Raw genomic sequence first — 310 nt, 5'->3', positions numbered from 1 at the left:
ACCACCCAGAATGGCAGCGCTATTGCGGGCGGCAATGGGGCGATTGGTGAGGATGACTATGATGCTCTCACCGGAACGGTGACCTTTGCACCGGGGAGCACTCAGCAGTTGATCACCATTGCGGTCAATGGTGATGCCATCAATGAACCCACGGAAACCTTTACGCTGGTTCTTAGTAACCAGACTCCAGGAATTCCCCTGGACGATACCCAGGCGACGGGGACAATTGGCAATGATGACAATCCACCGGCGATCGCTATTTCCAATGCTTCGGTGCTGGAGGGCGATCTCGGTGATACCGGCACGGCGG

Annotated in this window: 1 protein-coding gene; it reads left to right on the top strand. The window is 56.5% G+C overall.

What is annotated here, in order from left to right; genetic code table 11:
* Positions 1 to 310, top strand: a 310-nt coding sequence (locus JUJ53_RS00060; protein ID WP_204149981.1) for a Calx-beta domain-containing protein, incomplete at both ends; no start/stop codon positions are given.

Origin of the sequence: Leptolyngbya sp. CCY15150, assembly GCF_016888135.1 — a bacterium.
Taxonomy (GTDB): Bacteria; Cyanobacteriota; Cyanobacteriia; order RECH01; family RECH01; genus RECH01.
The sequence above is the reverse complement of the archived record's forward strand: the minus strand, read 5'-3'. Positions and strand labels throughout refer to the sequence as shown.